The sequence below is a fragment of the Klebsiella sp. 141161 genome (assembly GCF_050600815.1).
Classification (GTDB): domain Bacteria; phylum Pseudomonadota; class Gammaproteobacteria; order Enterobacterales; family Enterobacteriaceae; genus Klebsiella; species Klebsiella aerogenes.
Map to the genome: position 1 here is coordinate 654,577 of NZ_JAQIRN010000001.1, position 19,068 is coordinate 673,644.

12 protein-coding genes and 1 pseudogene are annotated in these 19,068 nt (G+C 56.8%); 2 read left to right on the forward strand and 11 right to left on the reverse strand.

Features of this window, described 5'->3' with window-relative positions; translation table 11 throughout:
- Positions 1-54: 54 nt before the first annotated feature.
- From PGR79_RS03160 to PGR79_RS03185, 6 genes and pseudogenes are all read right to left on the reverse strand, one after another.
- Positions 55-393, reverse strand: a pseudogene (locus PGR79_RS03160) (RHS repeat protein); the annotation flags it as partial.
- A gap of 15 nt (positions 394-408) precedes the next feature.
- Entirely contained in the window at positions 409-1,020 is a 612-nt protein-coding gene (locus PGR79_RS03165) for a hypothetical protein (RefSeq protein ID WP_113373623.1), read from the reverse strand.
- Between the two features lie 17 nt (positions 1,021-1,037).
- Positions 1,038-5,123 carry an RHS repeat-associated core domain-containing protein gene (locus tag PGR79_RS03170; protein ID WP_113373622.1) on the reverse strand — a complete coding sequence of 1,362 codons (4,086 nt, stop codon included), beginning with the start codon at positions 5,121-5,123 and terminating at the stop codon, positions 1,038-1,040.
- Positions 5,124-5,133: 10 nt separating this feature from the next.
- Positions 5,134-5,262 carry a hypothetical protein gene (locus PGR79_RS03175; RefSeq protein WP_080961905.1) on the reverse strand — a complete coding sequence of 43 codons (129 nt, stop codon included), beginning with the start codon at positions 5,260-5,262 and terminating at the stop codon, positions 5,134-5,136.
- On the reverse strand, positions 5,259-6,812 hold the full coding sequence (locus PGR79_RS03180) for a hypothetical protein (protein ID WP_430921042.1): 1,554 nt from the start codon (positions 6,810-6,812) through the stop codon (positions 5,259-5,261). The genes PGR79_RS03175 and PGR79_RS03180 overlap by 4 nt, the downstream gene beginning before the upstream one ends.
- A 12-nt stretch (positions 6,813-6,824) precedes the next feature.
- Positions 6,825-9,041 (reverse strand): type VI secretion system Vgr family protein, encoded by a 2,217-nt coding sequence (locus PGR79_RS03185; protein ID WP_308958759.1) that lies wholly within the window; start codon positions 9,039-9,041, stop codon positions 6,825-6,827.
- Positions 9,042-9,695: 654 nt separating this feature from the next.
- On the opposite strand from PGR79_RS03185, the gene PGR79_RS03190 reads away from it, so the two are divergent.
- Together PGR79_RS03190 and PGR79_RS03195 are read left to right on the forward strand one after the other, a co-directional pair.
- A complete protein-coding gene (locus tag PGR79_RS03190; protein ID WP_015705808.1) occupies positions 9,696-10,115 on the forward strand; it encodes a translesion error-prone DNA polymerase V autoproteolytic subunit in 420 nt (139 codons plus the stop codon).
- A 2-nt stretch (positions 10,116-10,117) separates the two neighbouring features.
- Positions 10,118-11,383 (forward strand): Y-family DNA polymerase, encoded by a 1,266-nt coding sequence (locus PGR79_RS03195; protein WP_113373619.1) that lies wholly within the window; start codon positions 10,118-10,120, stop codon positions 11,381-11,383.
- Positions 11,384-11,445: 62 nt separating this feature from the next.
- Here the strand turns inward: PGR79_RS03195 and PGR79_RS03200 are convergent, their stop codons facing one another.
- The 5 genes from PGR79_RS03200 to PGR79_RS03220 form a co-directional block, all read right to left on the reverse strand.
- On the reverse strand, positions 11,446-12,180 hold the full coding sequence (locus PGR79_RS03200) for a hypothetical protein (RefSeq protein ID WP_113373618.1): 735 nt from the start codon (positions 12,178-12,180) through the stop codon (positions 11,446-11,448).
- Positions 12,181-12,232: 52 nt separating this feature from the next.
- Positions 12,233-12,772 carry a type VI secretion system lipoprotein TssJ gene (gene tssJ, locus PGR79_RS03205; protein ID WP_113373617.1) on the reverse strand — a complete coding sequence of 180 codons (540 nt, stop codon included), beginning with the start codon at positions 12,770-12,772 and terminating at the stop codon, positions 12,233-12,235.
- Positions 12,750-13,835, reverse strand: a complete 1,086-nt coding sequence (gene tssG / locus PGR79_RS03210) for a type VI secretion system baseplate subunit TssG (protein ID WP_113373616.1) — start codon at positions 13,833-13,835, stop codon at positions 12,750-12,752. The genes tssJ and tssG overlap by 23 nt, the downstream gene beginning before the upstream one ends.
- On the reverse strand, positions 13,799-15,559 hold the full coding sequence (tssF, locus tag PGR79_RS03215) for a type VI secretion system baseplate subunit TssF (RefSeq protein WP_430921045.1): 1,761 nt from the start codon (positions 15,557-15,559) through the stop codon (positions 13,799-13,801). The genes tssG and tssF overlap by 37 nt, the downstream gene beginning before the upstream one ends.
- Positions 15,560-15,631: 72 nt before the next feature.
- Complete coding sequence (locus tag PGR79_RS03220) at positions 15,632-19,015, reverse strand: ImcF-related family protein (protein WP_430921047.1); 3,384 nt, start codon at positions 19,013-19,015, stop codon at positions 15,632-15,634.
- Between the last annotated feature and the right edge of the window lie 53 nt (positions 19,016-19,068).

The window sequence follows — 19,068 nt, forward strand, 5'->3', positions numbered from 1 at the left end:
TACTCTGGCTGATTTCGGATTGCCTGTTGCACCATCTAACTTACCACCGCCCTACACCCGGCTGCCGGTATCAAAAATGTTCTGTGCCGCCAGCGGTTCGCGGGTGACGGTTACCGTTTCCCCCGCCAGCGCGTCGCCCTGCCAGTAGAACCAGCGCGTCTCTTCCGCCGTCTGCTTGAACACCCGGCGCCCCAGCCCGTCGTAACCGTAGCGCACCAGGCGCTCGCCCTTGCGCACCGCCACCAGCTAGCGGTTATCGTCCCAGCTAAAATCCTCTTTCTCGCCGTTATGCCGGACATCGCGCCGCTGCCGCAGCGTACCGTCCGGCGCGGTATGGGCCGTCAAACGCCCCACCGGATCGTAAGCGTAACGAGCGCTGCCCCACAGGCTGTTATTTAATTAGCTAATTCAGCGTGCAGGATAACGTTGTTCTTCATAACCATTAGGAAATACATTTTTAATGGTATCGATGATCGCATTTTTATACGAAAATACAACTTCAAATTCTGTAAAAGATGATTCTGCATGTTCTTTTTGCTGAACATATATTTTCTTAAGAATAGAGTCTTCATAAACATAATCAGATACACTGCACCCATACATCCCCCAATTGAAATCTTTTTCAATCAATCCATCATTGTATACTGACAAAGAGATGTTTCGCAGCATACCGGCACTGGTAAAATAAATCCTTTCTAAGTTATCACCTTCATAAATACAAAACTCTTTGTTAATTATATTTGATGTCTGTCCAAATATTTCTATTAACGATATACGTTCCAGGCTATCAAAGTGATAGATGTGTGTATTTTTTACATTTGCAGGTAATTTATTAAGTTTCTTACCTATCTTAAATCCAGCCCGTTCGATTTCATAGGGTCGAAGATTATATAATGCACCTTTGCTAACTACTACTTTAGTTTCGTTGAGTCTAACACTATCACTATATGATATAATATAGTTTTCACTATCGGAATTAATCTTATTAAATTTATCTTCTAAATCTTTCAATATAATCATTTATCATCACCGTAAAATTAAAATGTACCATTAGCAATTTCAGCATTGATTTTATTTAGTTCGGATATAAAATCACCACTATTGTTCTTTATACTTAAACGATCATATACTTTCTGCTTATAAGCATTAGTATGAATGCTAGCATGATTTGGCAATTTGTTTCCTGCTGGCACAATCACTTTACTATTTGAAGGTAAAAATATACCGTTTTCCGCAGTGTTGATATCTATTCCTAATTTACTCATTTGGTTCTGCAAAGCGACCATCCTCTGATCTTTAGAATTTGACATAACAATATGATGTGCTGAATTTTTAAAACTTGGCTCACTTTTTCCTGCCGCAACCATATTCGCTCGAAGAGCTCTTGCATCACTTGAACAACTCAGCCCCCACGGATCCACCCATCCCAGCGGGTTCGGCGCATACTGATAAACATTCAGCCCACCGGCTAATCCAATCGGATCCTGACTAATAAATCCCGCAATTTCAGGATCATAGTAACGATGCCGATTATAGTGCAGCCCCGTTTCAGCGTCAAAATACTGTCCCTGGAAACGCAGCGGGTTGCTGATACGATCGGCGTAGATCTTCCCTTTCTCTCCCCATACCCCCGTCTTCTCTGACCACACTATCTCGCCCTGTAATGACGTCAGGCGCACCGGCGCGCCGTTCGGGTCACAATGATAGTGCCAGCTCTCCTTCCTGCCCGCTTCCTGCGTCAGCAGCGCCAGCGGCTGAAAACTTCCCGGATAGTACACGTACTCGCGCATACTGCTGAACAGCGTTTCCTGCGCTTTCTGCCGCTGCAGCCGGCTGCCGGTATCAAAAATGCTCTGTGCCGCCAGCGGTTCGCGGGTGATAGTGACCGTTTCCCCCGCCAGCGCGTCGCCCTGCCAGTAGAACCAGCGCGTCTCTTCCGCCGTCTGCTTGAACACCCGGCGCCCCAGCCCGTCATAGCCGTAACGCACCAGCCGCTCGCCCTTGCGCACCGCCACCAGCTGGCGGTTATCGTCCCAGCTGAAATCCTCTTTCTCGCCGTTATGCCGGACATCGCGCCGCTGTCGCAGCTCGCCCGCGCGATCGAATACATAACGCACCCCGCGCTGCTGCCCCTCGCGGAACCAGCCCCCGGCGCTCTCATTCACCGCCCGGGTCTGCGTCTGCAGGTGGCTGCCCGCCGCATCCTGCACAAACTGCCGCAGCGTACCGTCCGGCGCGGTATGGGCCGTCAAGCGCCCCACCGGATCGTAAGCGTAACGATCGCTGCCCCACAGGCTGTCATCGCGCCGGGTCAGGTTACCCAACCGATCCCAGCTGAAACCGCTGGCGAACAGCGGTAAATCATTCTGCAACACCTGCTGCGACGTCAGCTGGCCGAGCCGGTCGTAGGTGAAATGACGCGTCACCTCTGCCGACAGCTGCTCGCTGACCCGCCGCCCGGCCTCATCGTAACCCAGCACGATCGGCGCATCGTCATTCAGCTGGATCTGGCTCAGCCGGTCATACTCATCCATGGCGTAACGCACCTGATGACCGCTGTCGCTGCGCCGGGAGACCAGCAGGCCGCGCTCGTTATAGCCATAATGCAGCTGAAAACCGTCCTGCTCCTCCAGCAGCACCCGCCCGGCGTCATCATAGCGCCACGCCAGCCGCCGCCACGGATTCTCACACAGCACCATCCGCCCGCAGGGATCGTAATGATACTTCGCCTGCAGGGTATCGCCGCTGCGCCGCTCGCTTAGCCGCCCACCTCGGTCGTAACCGTAGCGCACCAGCCGCCCCAGCGGATCCTCACGGCTGATCAGCCGGTTGCCTTTATCCCAGCCATAACGGGTTACCTGTCCCCAGTAATCGGTCTCCGCGGCGATGCGCCCCAGCGCGTCGCGGTCCAGCTGCCAGCGCTGACCGTTCTGGTTGATCACCGCCAGCAGGCGATCTTCCAGGTCGTACTGATAGCCAAGCGTCGCGCCATCCGGCGTCTCGCAGGCGGCCAGCATTCCGGTGCGGTTATAACGAAAACGGGTTATCTGGCCGGCTTCATCGGTGAAGTGAAGCGGTGAATCTTCCCGGTCGTAAGCGACGCGAATTTCGCCGCCCTGCGGATTGACCATCGCCACCAGCCGATCCTTGCTGTCCCAGTGGAAACGGCTGCTGCCGCCGCTGGCGTCAATACGCTCCAGCAGGGTGCCGCGCGCGGAATGCCGCAGTTGAGTGGTTCCCGCGCCGGCCTGGCTCAGCGCCTGCAAAAAACCAAACCGATCATAGCGATAGCGACTCTGCCCGGAACCCGGCACGTCCGCCGCGCTCAGCTGCCCGTACTCATCATACTGATAGCGCGAGGTGACGCCGGTAGGGTCCGTTCCCGCCAGCAGGTTGCCGCATTCGTCATAGTCCGAACGCCAGCAGGCGCCTTTCTCATCAATCAGCGCCAGCACATCGCCGTCTTCATTGTAGGCCGCCTGAATCTGGCTACCGTCCGGCAGATGTTCGGCGATCATTCGCCCCTGTTCATCATACTCCCAGCGACGCGCGCTGCCGTCCGGCTCAATGAGTTCGACGGTGCGGCCAAAATCATCGTAGTGGAAGACGGTATTGCCGCCGGTCGGATCGATCTCCGAAACCGGCAGGCCGTTATCATCAAAGCTGACAGACGTTACATGGCCGTTGGAATCGGTGATTTCCACTTCGTTGAGCAAGTCGTGCCAGGCGAAATGGTAATCCCATACGCCGCCGTCGCCCCAGGCGTGGACCACCCGCCACTCGTCATTGAACTGGTAGTGGAAGCCCTGGCCGTTACGGTCGACATGGCTGGTCATATGGCGCTGTTGATAGTAGAAGCGCCGCGGATGCGAAAGCGCATCGATCTCCGCGCTCAACTGATTATCGCTATCGTATTCATAGCGGGTCAGCGGCGTGATCTCGTCATCCAGCGCGTTGCGCAGGCGTAGCGCCCGCAGGCGGCCATCCTGCCAGGTGACGAGGATCTCCCTGCCGCTCATGCCGCGCGTGCTGAACTCGCGAATACGCTCAAGCTCGCGCCCCTGCCAGTCGAACTGCCAGCCGTTACCGTTACGGTCCGCCAGCCGGTAAATCGCCAGCGGCCCGCGTTTACCGCGAAACTGCAGCCGCGCGCTCCCTTCCTGCTCAACATGCCAGAAGCATTCGCCATTGCGGGTTTCCCGCCACAGGCGGCTGCCGTCCGGCAGGCCGACAATACCCTGCTCGCGGCCGTCGGACTGCGGCAGCGCCGCAAACAGCGTCATCCCTTCCGGCTGGGTCAACACCGCGACGCCTTCATCGGCCAGTATTTCAAGGCGGGTGTCCGCCGGGGTTGACCAGCCGTAACCGCACAGCCCTTCTTCATCGAGATCCGCCGACGAGTAGCTTCGCGTCCACGCCAGCGGCAGGCGTCCGGGTAACAGAAAATCCTCATGCTCCAGGCTCACGCTACCGTCGCGGATATCAACCGGTTCGGCGCGTAGCACCCGACATTTCAGGACGCCGGGATCCATGTTGCGAAACAGCTTCTGGCGCAGCTTTTTAAACCGCCGCATAAACAGCCGCCACTGCGGCGTTTTTTTAACTTTCTTCAACCCCTTGCCCAACCCGCTTAACCCGGCGCGCATCAGCAGCGCCATCAGGTTGATGGTTGGCGGCCCGCCGACAATCACATTGTTGGGAATCGCGAGGTTAAACGTCAGCGGCAGCGTCAGCGAGAGCGGCTTTGGTTTACTCAGCCGCTTCAGGCGGAACGGCGGCACCATTCCGAGGATGTTACAGCTCAGTACCGGCATGCCGATGCGGGAAAACGGCTCGCCGTCGACGGCGACGGTTTTACTGCCCATAAACAGCTCGTCTTCCATCTGCGGGCCGCCAGGCGCGCGCAGCGGCGGCACCCACACCCCGCCGACCGGGATATGTACCGCAATACCGCCGGTCCCCGCGCTGGCGCGTTTGATGCTGTTGACGTGCACGGTAGTCCCCAGCAGCGGCAGATAATCAAACACGTCGAAAACGATGCCAATATGCGGCGTCGGCAGCGGCCAGGGATAAGTATGGATATCCAGGCCAAGCTGCGGGTCGAAGTGAGCGCCGGAATGCATCAGACGCGCCTCAGAACATGGCGCGCAGCAGCGCGCGCAGGAAGGTACGCACTTCGGTGGCGAAACCGCCGTCCGAGAAGCTTAAAAACAGGATTGCCAGCAGCGTCACGGCAACAATAATAATAATCCGGGTCTTCATAGCGGGTTGCTCCCTGCAGTTTCAGTGGATGATGCATCGGTATTTCCCCAGGCAGGCAGGCTTTGCCATTCACCCGGCGGGGCATCAAAGGGGTGGGCGATCTCCGGCAGGCCGTTCCAGTGCGGATGCAGCGTCTCCCGCGCCAGGCGGATCACGCGACGAAAGCTGTCATCGCCGCCGCGGATCAGTTTTTCCCGCGCTTCGCGGATCAGCGCGAACGCGGCTTCCAGCTGTAGCTGTAACTGTCGGTCCACGCGTTTTACCTGTTCGACGACGGGTTCCCGCGGCAAGCGGTCTTCCGCCTGCTGGATTAAGCGCTGTTTTTCGCTTTGCCAGCGCGTCGCGCAGGCCTCAAGCGCTTCGGTCCGCCGTTTATCATGGATGCGCAGCAGATCCTGAAATGCCAGCGGCAGCGTAGTCTGGGCGCGCTCCTGGCGTGGGATCGGCTCCGCCGCCTGGATAGCGTGGGCATACTCCTCCATCGCTTTTGCCCGGTGCCCGGCGAGGTTGAGACAAAAACCGGACATCCGCCAGCCTTCCACGGCAAATACCGGGTGTGGAATGGTTTGCGCTTCGCCCGCCGCCCGGCGATAGCCTTTCGCCGCCTGGAGATACTCTTTGCGCGCGAACCAGGCGCCGGCCTCGCCAAAAGTGCTTTGGGTACGCAATTGCCCTTTAAGCGCCGGGTCGGCAATTTCGCCGCTGATGGTTTGCGCCTGGCGGTAGTGATCGACGGCCCGTTGATGATCGTTACCTTTCAACCAACCGCCGGCGATCAGGTTATGCATCATCGCCTGCTGGTCGGCCCAACCGCAGCGCTGGGCGACGCCGAGCGCCATACCGCCGCGCGCGGCCACCTGCGCGGCGCTGCCTTTTTCCAGCAGCAGCATGGCATCAGCCAGATAGCGGCGAAACAACAGGCGATCGGGATTCGGATCGCTCTGCCCGCGCGCGGTTTGATGCATCACTTTCATACTGTCGACGTCATCGGTCAGCAGCCGTACCCTGCGTGGATGCGCCTCATACAGCGGCTGCCAAATCGGTTGCTCAAGCGTGTCGATAAGTAACAGTCTGGCGTTGCACGCCTCCTGCGCCAGCCAGCCGTTCAACCAGCGGTTCAACGCCTTTTCATCGCTGACGGCGGAGGGTTTCAGCACCAACACCAGATAACGTAAATCGTCATGAAATGTCGTCGCAAAATCCTGCAGCATCTGCCGCAACTGCGCCGGGCTATAGGTTGGGAGAAAGCGTTCGGCATCCCATATAGCGGCATCCGGCGTCGCTTCGTAGTGTTCCACAAACTCGCGCCCGAGCGCCTCGCTGTAGCCATAGCCGGTCTCAAACGGCGTGGTTAGCCCCAGCAGCAGATCCGGCAGCGAGCGCCCTTCGGGGTGCTGCTGCAGCGCGATAAAACCATCAAGCAGCGACTCGCCGCCGGCAGGCGTCCGCCAGATAAATAAGCGGATCTGCTCCGCCTGCTCGCTGGCGTCCAGCCAGCTAAGCTCAAGCTCGCTCATTACTTTTTCGGTCGGATTCTTCGCCGCGTTCATTCCCTTTCCCTGTCAGGCATTGAGCTCAATCTTTTTACCATTCACCATCACGCCAGCGGCGTTAATGGTGATCGTCGACCCGCCAGCGGTAATCTCCACGCTGCCGTTACTTATCAGAATGCCGCTTTCGCCCACGTTGATATGTACGGTATCGGTAGCGCTGTCGGTTACGCTCCCTTGCGTAAAGCGGGTATCACCGCCGGTGATGCTCAGGGTACGCCCGGCGCCGATCGTCACCTCTTGCTTACTGGTGATGGTCTGCGTTTGCTTACCGGTCACGGAAATATCGTGATTGCCGGTCACTCCCAGCGTCTGATTGCCGGTGACCTGCACGTTACGATTTTGCTGGACGCTGACGCTTTCGTTACCCTGTACCTGACGGGTGCGATCCTGTACTACCGTCAGTGACTGCTTGCCTTCGACGGTCGCGGTATGGTCGCTTTTCACCGTGGTGGTATGGTTGCCGCTGATGGTTTCATCGCGGTTCTGCTCAACGCTTAGGGTCTCATTCCCCTTCACGCTTTCGGTACGGTTCTGCTCAACGGTGGTGGTTTCATTACCATTGATGGTTTTGCTACGATCTTTGCCGACGGTAACGCTTTCATTGCCATCCACAGTGCGGGTGCGGTTCTGTTTGATATGGCTGGTTTCGTCTTTGCCGACGGTTTTGGTGCGGTTATTGCCGACATCATGGGTCTCGTCGTTTTCGACTTCAGTATCCATGTTGCGCTCAGCGTGCAGCCAGAGCTGCTCTTCGCCGGGTTTATCTTCAAAACGCAGGGCGTTGGCGTTGTCCGGCGAACCATCCTTTGAACGGCTCATAAAGCCCATTTGCGTGGCTGCAGCCGGTAGCGCCCACGGCGGCATACTGGCTTCGTTATAGACGCGGCCAATGACAATCGGCCGGTCCGGCTCGCCGTTAATAAAGTCCACCACCACTTCATCACCGACGCGTGGGATCTGCACCCCGCCGTAACCCTGGCCGGCCCAGGCGCTGGAAACGCGCACCCAACAGGAGCTATTTTCATCGCCCTGGCTTTCGCGGTCCCAGTGGAATTTCACCTTAATCCGGCCATATTTATCGGTCCAGATCGATTCTCCTTTCGGCCCTACCACGCGGGCGGTTTGCGGCCCGTAGGTGCGCGGCCAGTCGGTCCTTGACGCGGGGACAAATGGCGTCGCGGCGGGAATAACGGTGAATGTGATGCGGTGCTGCGCGGTATTTCCGCCGCCGGAGGCATACTGATTCTCTTCAAAATCATAGCGGGCGCCCACCACCAGCCATTTAGCGTTATCAGCCATGTTAGGCGCATGCGTCAGGGTAAACGTGTGTCCCGGGACGATACCGGTCGCGGTGGCGATACCCTGAGTTTGCTGCTGTTCGGCCTGCCAGGACTGCTGACGAATACGGGCGTAGGCTTCGCCGTCGCCGTGCTCCATAAAGCGCCCCGGCCAGTCGTAAACGTCGATTTTGCCCGGTGTCGGCGAGACCGGATTCTGCAGCGTTTGCAGCATCCAGGCGTGGGGCTTGCGAAAATCATAGTCATCGGTGCTGTAAAGCCCCGGCGTGACGACGTGGCTCGCCATCAGCTGGCTGATGCCCTCTTCGCCGACCGCGCCGCCGCCCGGCTGCGCATGCCAGGGAATAGTTTCATAACCGGGGAAGGATTCAGCCTGCTGATAGTCATCCATCAGCACCAGGGTATGGCCGTCTTTATCGTGGCGGAACAGATAGCTAATACCTTCCAGCTCCAGCAAACGGCTGATGAAATGGAAGCTGCTTTCCGCGTACTGTACACAATAATCCCACTGCCGGTAGCTACGCGTAAGTTTGTCCTCAAACTTAACGTTATGCTCGCTAAACAGTTTGGCCACGATATCCGGTACCCGCTGCTGCTGGAAAATACGGAAGTTGCGGTCGCGCATCATCGGCCAGAAATCGGGTTCCAGCGTGGTCTGATAGACGGCGTAGCGCGTCTCGCCAAGATCTTCGGCGCGCACGGTTACGGCGGTGATTTTGCCGGAAAGATAACGCTCCTGTCCCCATTGGCCGGGAACCGCCACCGTCATGTTTTTGCCGAGCATGGCCTGACGGTCGATAGCAAAATCCTGGCTGAGTAAATCGACCTGAAAGTGGAAAGGTTCGGACAGTTTCTCCTGCCCGCTGAATTTCCAGAATAATAACGAGGAGCTGTCGACAGATGACAGGATCGATATCCGATTAACCATATGGATTCCTTTATGGTGCAGGCAGCCGCGGGGCTAATTCCTTAAGATTGATAAATTATCCTGAATATTTATCAGAAGTCATCTCTCTGCCCGAGATTTCACCCAGGAATACTCTTAATTATTCAACTCTGTGCTTTTGTTCATCTTTATACCGTCATTATTAGTAGTGGAGCTTTCTTAACAGGCGTTAATTACTGGTTTGACTTATTAGAAACGGTAATGAGGTAAGTCTGAAAATAGTCTCCTGGCGCGAAGAAATATGTTTAAACCGGCCCGGACGCTTTAAAATAACCGCGGCTGCGAACTGCCATCACAGCCATTTGCTCACCGGCCTGCTCTTGCATACGGTCGGCCGGTGAGCAATCCCTGCGCGTTAATCGCGCAGACATCCCCTGCCTCGTTAATATCAGATCCTTTACCTCAGTCATATTCAGATTGTTTTTACATAAAATCGTCACGCTATTTTCGCCAGCTAAACGGCGCAGTCGCTAATATTAGCGATGAGGTAATCTATTGTTTATCAATCGGCTTCAGGCATAACCCCCCCCGCCTGCCGGGCGCTGGCGCAGGTTTTGATAAGGTACGACCCTCTTGATCTCTGCCATCGATCTACAATACTGTATATACATACAGTAAAAATAATCGGTGATCATCATGCAGTTTTTCACACTAACCGAGCTACGCCAGATCGTGGCATTACCTCTGTTCAGCGACCTTGTGCCCTGCGGTTTTCCTAGCCCCGCGCAGGATTATGTTGAACGGCGTATCGACCTGAATGAACTGCTGATTCAGCATCCAGGCGCCACCTACTTTGTGAAATCAAGCGGTGACTCAATGATTGGCGCTGGCATTGGCGATGGTGATTTACTGGTGGTGGATAGCTCCCGCAAGGCCGTCCATGGCAGCATCGTTATTGCCGCGGTGGATGGGGAATTCACGGTTAAGCGCCTCCAGTTACATCCTGTTGTCATGCTCAAACCTGATAATCCCGCCTACCAGCCGATTATGCCAGGCAGTGAAGAGTGTCTGGAAATTTTTGGCGTGGTGACCTACATCGTGAAATCGGCGGGCTGATCGTGTTTGCCCTGTGTGATGTGAACTCGTTCTATGCTTCCTGTGAAACCGTCTTTCGCCCGGACTTACGCGGCCGCCCGGTGGTTGTTTTGTCCAATAATGACGGGTGTGTGATTTCACGTTCTGCGGAAGCCAAACCGTTTGTGAAAATGGGTGAACCGTACTTTAAACAAAAAGATATCTTCAGGCATTATGGCGTGGTTTGCTTCAGTAGCAACTATGAACTCTACGCCGATATGTCCAACCGGGTAATGACGACGCTTGAAGAGATGTCGCCTCGCTGCGAAAAATACTCCATTGATGAAGTTTTTTGCGATCTTACCGGCGTGCGTAACTGCCGCGTTCTTACCGAGTTTGGACATGAGCTCAGAGCCACGGTGCGGCAACGCACGCACCTGACGGTAGGCGTCGGTATAGCCCAGACAAAAACGCTGGCTAAACTGGCGAATCATGCGGCAAAACGCTGGCAACAGCAGACAGGAGGCGTGGTTGACCTGTCGAATGCGGAGCGGCAAAGAAAATTGATGGCGGCGCTACCGGTGGAAGAGGTTTGGGGAGTGGGTCGACGCATTGCGAAGAAGCTTGAAGCGATGGGGATCCGGACGGTATTGCAGCTGGCTGACACGGATATTCGATTCATCAGAAAACACTTTAATGTCGTACTGGAAAGAACCGTCCGTGAATTACGCGGCGAGCCCTGCCTTGAGCTGGAAGAGTTTGCCCCGGTAAAGCAAGAGATCGTCTGCTCCCGTTCGTTCGGCCATCGCATCACCGAGTACGAAGAAATGCGCCAGGCCATCTGTAGTTACGCCTCCCGGGCAGCAGAGAAACTTCGTCAGGAACATCAATACTGCCGGTTTATCTCCGTCTTTGTAAAAACCTCACCCTTCGCGCCTGACGAACGGTATTACGCCAATAATGCCTCGGTGGCCCTGCTTACCCCAACGCAGGACAGCAGAGATATTATCGCCGCCGCGACGCGTTGTCTGGATGCCATCTGGCAAAGTGGCTGCCGGTATCAGAAAGCCGGGGTAATGCTGGGCGATTTTTATAGCCAGGGCGTCGCGCAACTTAATCTGTTTGACGAAAATGCGCCGCGAAAAAACAGCCAAAAATTGATGGAGGTGCTGGACCGTCTGAATGCAGAAGACGGACGTGGGACGCTTTACTTCGCCGGCCAGGGTATCCAGCAACCGTGGCAGATGAAGCGGGAAATGCTCTCCCCGCGATACACTACCCGATATAGCGATCTGCCCACGGTTAAATGATTCCCCGACAGGCCAAACCTTAAATAAAATCAGGTTTGGCCATCATGGCAAAATGTTGTTGTTTATTTTTTCGACCGCGGTTTGTCGATTCTTTTTGCAATCAATGGTTCGTTAGCATAAATTTCATTTAAATTATGTTGTTGATCAAAGCGTAACATTGGGCTTTGCATCACGGTAATCGAACTATTTTCATAAGCATAAGGTAATGGCTGAATCAAATGTGGATTCTGTTTATCATAGATACAGACAGGTCTCCCCCCCAAGAGATCAACAAAAATAACCTTATTAAACATAGAATTAGACTTAGATATTAAGTATTCAGACCATTGTCTCAGCCCATTTTTGAAAATAACATTGTCAGTTCCTATTACTTCACTAAAACAGATAAGCACAACCTCTTTAAACACCCCGGCGCGGACGTAGTCATTGAACTTGCCATTCTTTCTGACAACCCCCTCATATATATAATCAACAGGGATTTTAACATCGACCTTTTTATTTGGGGTTTTACTATCTATCCCATGAATAAAATCATTAATTTGGTTATCGACCTTATCTTTGCCAAATTTATCATCCTTTAAATAGCCAAGATCACCACACTTGTCGCAAGTAGTAATTTCGATTCCTACCCTAAATGGAACTCGTGATTTACAAAATGCCCTGTGCGGTTTTTTAACACAAATTGCAGCATCCGGTCGGTCAATCTGACTTTTATCAATGCTGTATCCACCATAAATTTTATGTAGTAATGGCCGGGAAAGTTCCAGTACATGAACTTCAGTTTCTCTTTTATCCATCATGATATCCTTGACATTATTTATTGAAAATAAAAATTGCGCAGCGCGTTTCTCACTTGTCCTTCCGCGGTTGCAGAACAAGTTGATGATGGCTGGCCTCAATGACGCGCGCGCGGTCCGGGTCAAGATCCTCACGGGCAAGCGCCAGCTTCCAGTCGTTTTTCGTTAGATCCGGCGCCCGGAACAGCGCCACCACGGCAACATACTGCGCCTGTTCATCCAGCGGCATGGTGAGACTCATCTCCGTTCCCGGTTTGAGCACCAGGCTGCGGCTGGCCAGTTGGTCGTCTTTTAATATCTCCTCCCCCTCCGCCGCCAGCTGCTGGTAAACCGTCTTATCGAAGGTCTTGCGATCTTTCAGCACATAGACCCGTACCATCACCGGCTGGGAGGCGCTGTTATCCTCGCGGTTATCGGTGTTTAACGCATTGCGCGCGCTAAAATCCAGACGCAGCGTTTTCACCTGGCGATAAAATACTGACTTTACGGCGGACGAGGCGCCGTCGCTGATTTTCTGTGTTAGCCCGCAACCCGCCAGCATGAACGGCAGAAGAATCAGTGCGGATAGTTTAAGCGAAGTGATATGCAACACGTTGGTTTCCTTGTGATAATGGTGCAAGCGGCATGCCGCGGTAGCCGCCCAGTTCCGTGGTAAACGTGGCCGGTAAATCCGGCGGAACCGCGTCCCCCTCCATGCCCAGAACGCCGGTGATGCCGAGCATAAACGGCGATTCGCCAAGTACCGGCGCGGGTAACAGCGGCGTGGGAAGCGTTAAGGTGATTTTGGCCTTATAGCGCCAGCCGAGATAAACCCGCAGCAGAACCAGAAAGTCCGCATAGATTTGCCCTTCCGGCATCCAGCCTGCGGCCTCGGCGATATCATCGGTGTACAGCGCGATCAGCAACTGGCTGGCAATCTCGGTCGTTTCATCGCCCAGTACCGTATAGCCATCAAGCAGGAAATCGTTATCGCCGTAAAAACCCAGCGGCTGCGCCGGGTACACCGTCCGTGGGCAGTGCGGCGACGCTTCCGCCCGCGTATGGGGAGCCAACAAGCGTACCAGCGCCTGAATTCCCTCTTCGGTACGCGCGGGCAGGCGCATCACGCTGAGTAATGCCAGAAAGCGAGATACCGGCGCGGCAATATGCTGAGCGGTACCGGGAATGCCCAGCCCGATCAGCCCCAGCAGGCTCTGCGAAGTACGGTCGCAACCGCCGTCTTCAAAGGTTGCCGGATACGAGTATTTGCGCCAGATGCGATAAAACTGGCTCAGAATGCGGTGGTTAAAAATATCGAGAAATGCTTCCTGCGCCTCATGCCCTTCTCTTTGCTGCGCAATATCATCCAGCCAGGCGGTAGGCAACGGTGAATCGACACCGTATAGCCCCATAAAGGTGGTGCGCAGCGTCGGCGGCGCGTCGGGATGCGCCTCATCATACTCCACCGCTTTGAGTTCGCTGACCGGAAAACCCATCCCCGGATGCGGGCGAAAGCGTATCGGATCATCCGCCGGGTTCAGCGTGCTGCCTAATGCCGGCGCGCCAGGTCGCGATTTTTCCAGTAGCTGGCAGAAACGGTAAAAGTTGATGCGCTGAATATCCCGCTCAAGCCGCGGGCTCAGCCGGGAATGCGGCGTTTGTGGTTCTCCTGCCATTCGAGACGCTCTCCGGTAGGTTGCAGTATCAGAATCAGACGATTAAACAGATGGATGTCGGTATACAGGGCAAAGAAGCGGTTGAGCATCTCGCCAAACAGGCAGATGTCGCCGTGTCCGGCGAAGCCGTTACCGTCGAGCGTCACTTCTATCTGCACGCCGCGTAGAAAATGCCCCTCGGCAAAACGCTCCACCTCACAGTGGCTCACGTCGACGATCGCCTGCAGGCGACGGCGGTTCATTTCGTTGTCCGTCCAGTCGTACAACGCCAGCGCGCCGCGCAACACCTCGGCGTTATCCATCATCCACAGGAAGCTGCTACCGAGATGGCTCAGTACCCGCCAGTGAAAACGGTCCCGATCCGGTGGATAACACGGCAACGTCGGCGCGCTGAGATTGCGCACCTGGAGGCGCGACGTCGTGGATTTGACCACCGTGTCCAGCAGCGTGCTTTGCAGCGCCCGGCGCGGCAGCTGGCCGTTGGTGCCGATCAGGCTCAATGACAGGGTTTCATTCTGCGGCACGCGATGCTGGTCAAACGCCTCGCCGCCCAGCGTCAGCCAGGTATCATGCAGCCCGGACGGGCCACGTTTAACGCGCGTGTGGTAATAATATTCCGGCGCATCATGGCGCAACATGCCGCCTTTGTGGCGAAAACTGGTAAACGGCACATACGCCTGGGTGCCGGAAAGGCGGGAAGAGGTGACGGACTCCACCGAATAGATTTCGGTGTGCCCATCCTGAACGCGCATGGGGCGCAGCAGATACTCACTTTGTAGTGAATCCAGATGCAGCGGGTCCGACTCCAGCGGGAACAGGTTAATAACCGGGCTGCAGTGTAAACGCAAATGTTTCTCTGACAACGCATACTCCTGCGGCCACGGTTTATCCAGCACGACCTCGATCTCAAACCATCCCGGCGCATCAGGAAACGTCATATTCTCCAGCCCGCACAGCGCGACCGACATAAACTTTTCACGAAAGCTGAAATACTCCAGCAGCAACTGGTAGCCGCTGAACCCGCCGCTTTGAGGCAGCAGCGCCTCATCGTTGCCAAACCCGCAGACGGCAAAATGGGCCGCCAGCGGCCTGCTATCGGCCTCCCCCGCCAGACGTATGCCGATGTGCGCCACATTCAGGGTCAGCGCTTCATGCAGCGCGCAGGCCAATGGCGCATCGGCGTTCAGATACAACGGAATACGGCTCAGGTCGAGCGCCCGCCAGTCCACCAGTGCGCTACAGTCAAAACGCAGACAAATCGCCTGGCGGCCATCTGCCAGCGTCCTGACGTTGGCGCGGGAGAGCGCGAGCGGCTGTAAGGTTAGCGGCTGGGTCGTGGTGTAACGGCAGCGGGTGCCCGTCTCGCCGATGGGCCGGGAGATCACTTCCGTTCCCTTCTTCAGCCGCTGCGGCTCTTTCATCTCCCGCCAGTCGACGCTGAATTCCACCATCGCCAATGACGGAATAGTACGGAGATAATGCGGCCAAATCATACTCACCAGCCCGCCGGTCAGCTCCGGCAGGTCGTCGTCGAGCTTTTCGCGCAGCCGCCCCATCAGGAAAGCAAAACCTTCGAACAGCCGCTCAACATAGGGATCGCGGGCGCCGGCTTTATCGAGGTTTAACGCCGCGGCGCGATCGGGATGGGCGCGGGCAAACTCCTCGCCAGCTTCGCGCAGGTAGCGCATTTCAGCGTCAAAATAACGCAGAGTTAAATCGTCCATGGAATATCTCAAATGTCAGAATTGGAAAACTCGCCGCTTGTAAAGCAGCGCTTGCAGCGTGAATGTCGGCCCTTATTCCTCTACGTCACCGTCAGCAAACGGTTCTGCTCGGGGAGCCTCCACAATGAAAATCTGTGTCGGTAACGTGAAGTTTCGCAGTTTCAGCAACGCCAGCGGGCCATCGCCGAGTTCGGTACGCAGCAGCCACTGCAGTTGCCGGTTATCCGGCGTATTGACCGTCAGGCGAAACAGCCCATCGCCGATCTGCTGGCGCTTCATTCTCTCCAGCATACGCAGCGTGCCCCACGGGCCGCTGTCGTTCGCCAATAGCCGGGCGCCCGCCGCCGTTGAGCTCCAGCTCAGCATTGCGCCGGGTTTGTTGATTGTCCCCGGCCAGCGGAAACTTTTCCATTCGGCAAGCTGGTTAAAGTAGTGCAGATTCTGGCCGTCGAGGGTGAGTTGCGTTTCAACAATGCCCGGCGTCGCCACCCCCTGTAGTTCAAATCCCATTCCCTGGCTGCCGTCGGTAAACAGGATGTCGGACAAGGAACTCAGTTGATTAATCGCCTTCAGGAAGGCCGGGTTAAACGTCAGCCCCTGACTGTGCGTGCTATCGGCCACCCAGCGGCTGCCCTCCCGGTTGAGCACGCCGCCCAACTGTCGGGCGAGAAACTGGTCGATCCGCCCGCTATCGCGACGGATGAATGCCGCCAGCATTGGTAGCGAGACATCGTTTTTGCCCGCGGCAAACGGATAGCGGCCGTCGAAAGCCGAATGCCAGTTAGCGACCACAGAACGCTGCCATGCCTCGTTCAGGCTGGCCGCCGATGGCTGCAGCACCGTTTCCCAGGCCTGCGTCAGCGGCTGGACGAACATGGTCTGGCCGAAACCGCTCCACTCTTCGCCGAGGCTGGCCGCCACCAGGCTGCCGTACTCCTGGGTGTCGGTCAGATCGACGCTTTTACCCTGAAACACGGTCTGCGCCAGCTGCTGCATCATTGCCTGCGGGTCGGGCGCGTTTGCCACCTGCTGGAGCCGCAGGCGTACGCGGGTCAAGCGTGTCAACCAGGTCTGTAAACTGAGGGTGCTGTCTGCGGCGACCACGCTCTGAGAGGGATTTTTGCCCATCAGCGCCAGCAGCGGCCCAAAGGTGCTATCCAGCGGGCCGCGCACGCCGCCGGCCTGCTGGTCGATAAACGGCTGCTGGTCCTTATCGAGTAGATTTTTTGCCGACTTCACCAGCGAATCCGCCACGCCCTCACGCTGCTGCCCGGTCTGCCCCTGCCAGGCAAGGGTATTCATCAACGCAATCAGCGGCGACTGACGAACGTCGCCCGCCAACGTGAGCTGATCGGTAACATCGGCAATATTGCGCGCCGGATTTAAGCGAAGGCTATTGAGGAAACCCAGCCACGCCCCGGCGAAATCGGTGAAATAGCGATCGGTCAGCCGCTGTTTCAACGCCGCCGGGGAGACATCTCCGCTGACGGTCTGGCGGCTATCGCTCAGCACCCAGTCAATCTCATCGCGCCTGGCCGCCACCACCTTATCGATCGCCTCGCGGACGCCGCCCTCCCACGCCTGGCGGGTAAACATCCCCGGAACCACCTCTTCCGTGGTAAACAACCGGCTGGCATTGGTCTGCGGCGTCATATCTTCCAGCATCATGTCGGCATAATTACGGCGCACCTGCAGCAGCATGTTCTCGTAAAGCGTGCTTTCGGCGTTGCGCCGCCCGATTTGCGCCAGCAGCACCTGACGCGCTTGCGTCACCAGTGCGGCATCCGGGGTGATTTTCCACGTCGTCTGCGACGGCAAGTTACGCATATAGAAGGCCCATAAATCAGGGGCGATACTCTGCCATAGCGCCGGGGCGACTCCCTGACGCGTCTGCTGCGCGGCGGTCATTGTCTGGCGGTAAAACGCCGCATCGGCTTTGTCCGGACGCGCCATCATCAGATAGGCCTTTAACTGGTCATAACCCGCTTTCGCCAGCTGCGCCCGCTGCGGGCTGCGCGGCGGCAGGTTGACCAACACGTTCAGTTGCCGGGTCAGCGCCTGCGCCGCCGCGTCGCGGATCAGACGCTGGTTAGCCCGCCCATACCACGGCAGCAGCGCGGCAGAAAGCGGCGCATTATGATTAAGACCAAAGCGCTGATACCAGGGCGCGCCGTTGGCGAGCCGATTCTGTAGACGGCCGATATCGTTGCGCAGCATCTGCAAATCGATCAGCTGTTGGTCGTTAACGACGGGCTGCCGCAGCAGCTGTACCCGCTGGGTGGCGCTGACAATTTCCTGGCGGTTGACGATAAAAGAGAGCAGGCTTCCCGCCGCCCACAGGGCAATCAGCGCCAGCAGGCCGACGCCGAGGGAGCGGCGCCACGCCACCCCCACCGGCACGCCGCGCGCGCGGCCGCAGTCTGCGATGATCCCCTGCCAGACGGCCGGGGCCGGCCAACGATGGGGATAGAGCCCATTGTCCACCGCCTCTTCCGCCTTTAACGCGGGGCTGAACAGCAGACCGCGGAGCGGGATCTGTTGCAGATGCCCGGTAAGCCACGGCGTCAGTAGCGTCTTCCAGCCGCTGATACCGCCCTCCTTCAGCCATTTAGCGACACGCAGCAGGTAATCGTGGGACGAATCAGCGCACAACTGCTGAGTACCCTGCGCCAGCATGGCGGGCAGAATGGAGCGAAGCTGCCGTTCAACATCCTGCGGGACGGCTCGCGGCGGGAACAACGCCCCCAGCGTCTGGGTAATGCGCGTATCCTGCGGCCAGTCGCTGTCGCGGAGTTGCCACAGATAGACCGGCGGCTGGTAGCGCAGGACCTGCGCAACCTGCTCCAGCGTACGCAAATACTCGTCCAGATTCGCGGCGGTGGCCTGAGCATTGTCCAGCACCAGCACGATACCATCCAGCGGCCGGCGGCCGCGCAGCCGACGCAGGGCGCTGAGCCGCTCGTTATCCACCTTCGCCGACAGGCTACCGCCGTGGATCAGCACCGTACCGCGCCCCTCCAGCCATTGCTGTTGCGCAAGGCCGGGAACGATGGCGGCAATCTGCGCCGCCTCGCCAGCGACCCACAGCAGGCGGACCTTATTGCGCCACAATCGGCCGTAGCGGCGACGAAGAGTGTGCTTTAAGGACGCAAACGGCTGCGCCGGTTTTGTCTGCTGGCTAATAAAAGTCCGCGTCTGACGCTGTTGCCCATCGGCTTTTTGCCTGATAAACAGGTGGAAAGCAATAAAGCCCAATATCCAGAGACAGAGACCATACGCCCAGATCAGGCCACAGACGGTCACTATCTCGCGGATCGCCGTCCACTGCAGCGTGCGGTTGGCGTGCCAGTTCCACCATCCCAGACCGCTCAGCAGGACCACAATTGTCCAGACGGCAAGACACAGGGTCGCGGTAGCCGCTACGGTCATTACCGCGGCATTTTTTTCCTTGAACATAAAATTGATGATTCCCTTAGCCACGGGCGTGCATCATCACGCCCGTATAGCGT